The sequence below is a fragment of the Stenotrophomonas sp. HMWF003 genome, assembly GCF_003061285.1.
In the GTDB taxonomy this organism is placed as follows: Bacteria; Pseudomonadota; Gammaproteobacteria; order Xanthomonadales; family Xanthomonadaceae; genus Stenotrophomonas; species Stenotrophomonas maltophilia_AP.
Genome location: NZ_QAIW01000423.1, coordinates 1 through 1987, shown reverse-complemented (window position 1 = coordinate 1987; position 1987 = coordinate 1). Strand labels below are relative to the sequence as shown.

2 protein-coding genes are annotated in these 1987 nt (G+C 68.7%); both read right to left on the bottom strand.

The features are described from left to right. A partial coding sequence (locus DBR34_RS23870; protein ID WP_258224100.1) for a methyltransferase domain-containing protein occupies positions 1-286 on the bottom strand: 286 nt, incomplete at its 3' end. Positions 287-295: 9 nt separating this feature from the next. Continuing rightward, positions 296-1852, bottom strand: coding sequence for a 2-isopropylmalate synthase (locus tag DBR34_RS18055; protein ID WP_128097819.1), 1557 nt, complete (start codon positions 1850-1852; stop codon positions 296-298). Positions 1853-1987 lie beyond the last annotated feature (135 nt).

Genomic DNA, 1987 nt, shown 5'->3' with positions numbered 1-1987 from the left:
GGGCATGGGCATCCATGACGTGCGCCTCGATGCCGCGTGCGCGCGCGCCGCCGACCAGCTCCGGCGAGGCGTCCACGCCGGTGATGTGTGCGCCGCTGAGCGCCAGGTCGAAGCTCAACACGCCGTCGCCGCAGCCCAGGTCGAGGATGCGTTCACCGCGCTGCGGATCGAGCAGCCGCGCGACCGCACCGCCGAGCACGGGCACGAAGCCGGCGTCGATGGCGTAGTCGTGCGCGTTCCACTGCTGGCCGGCGTCGGGGGTGGTGTGGCTGTCGAAGGCGCTCATGCAGATTCCTCAGGCTGCGGCGCTGGCCGCGGGTTGTTCGGCGGTGGCGTTGCGCTGGCGCAGCAGGCGGTTGGCCACGTCCAGCCAGGCCAGCGCGGACGCTTCGATGATGTCGCGGCTGGTGCCGGTGCCTTCGTACTCCACGCCGTCATGGCGCACGCTCAGGTTGGCTTCGCCGCGTGCATCGGCGCCGATGCCCACGCTGTGCACGTGGTAGCTGTCCAGCATCAGCTGCACGCCGGTGGCGGCCGACAGTGCGCCGAACAGCGCATCCACCGGGCCGTCGCCCTGCGACGTTTCGGCCACGCGGTTGCCGTCCGGGTCGGACAGTTCGACCAGCGCGTTGGCGCGGCTGCCCACGTCGCTGATCGTCATCGAGGCCAGGCGGTAGCCGTTCTGGGTGGCGCTGCCCTGCATCAACACCTGCAGGTCGGCGTCGGTGACCACGCGCTGCTGCTCGCACAGCGCCTTGAACTGTTCGAACACGTGCTTCAGCTCGTCCTCGTCCAGCCAGAAGCCCAGCGCACGCAGGCGCTGTTCGACCGCAGCGCGACCGCTGTGGCGGCCCAGCACCATCTGCGACGACTCCCAGCCCACGTCTTCCGGGCGCATGATCTCGTAAGTGCCACGGTGGCGCAGCATGCCGTGCTGGTGGATGCCCGACTCGTGCGCGAACGCGTTGGCGCCCACGATCGCCTTGTTGCGCTGGACCGGCATGCCGACCAGGCGCTGCAGCAGCTGCGAGGTGGAGACGATGCGCGGGGTGTTGATGCGGGTGTCTTCCTCGTAGAAGGCGTTGCGCACCTTCAGCACCATGGCGATCTCTTCCAGCGAGCAGTTGCCGGCGCGCTCGCCGATGCCGTTGATGGTGCACTCCACCTGCCGCGCGCCGCCTTCGATGGCGGCCAGCGAGTTGGCCACGGCCAGCCCCAGGTCGTTATGGCAATGCGCACTGAAGATGATGCGGTCGCTGTCCGGCACCCCGGCGATCACCCGCTGGAACATGCCGCGGATCTCTTCGGGCGTGGTGAAGCCCACGGTGTCGGGCAGGTTGATGGTGGTGGCGCCAGCGGCCACGGCCACGCGGGCTACCTCGATCAGGAAATCTTCCTCGGTGCGGGTGGCATCTTCGGCGGAGAACTCCACGTCATCGATGTAGCTGCGCGCCAGGCTGACGTGCTTGTGCACCGATTCCAGTACCTGCTCACGGCTCATCCGCAGCTTGTGCTCGCGGTGCAGCGGGCTGGTGGACAGGAACACGTGCAGCCGCGCATTGGCCGCGGCCTCCAGGGCCTTGGCCGAGGTTTCGATATCGGCGGCCAGGCAGCGCGACAGCACCGCCAGGGTCGGCCGGCGTACTTCGCGGCCGATCATCGCCATCGCTTCGCGGTCGGACTGCGAGCTGGCCGGGAAGCCGGTTTCGATGATGTCCACGCCCAGCTCGTCCAGCGCACGGGCCATCACCAGTTTCTGCTGCGGGCTCATGCTGCAGCCGGGCGATTGCTCGCCGTCACGCAGGGTGGTGTCGAAAATTCTAATTCGGGGGGAGTTGGGCGTGGTCACCAGGAGGTCTCCTCGACAGCGATGTCGGATGGGGTCACAAAGGAAGGGGAAGCAGCGGGAATCTTGGGTGGGGCGAGCGCGGTGGGCAGCGGTAGTCGCGTTCGCTCGCTGGCGCGGCGGCGGGGTTTGCGCGGCGGG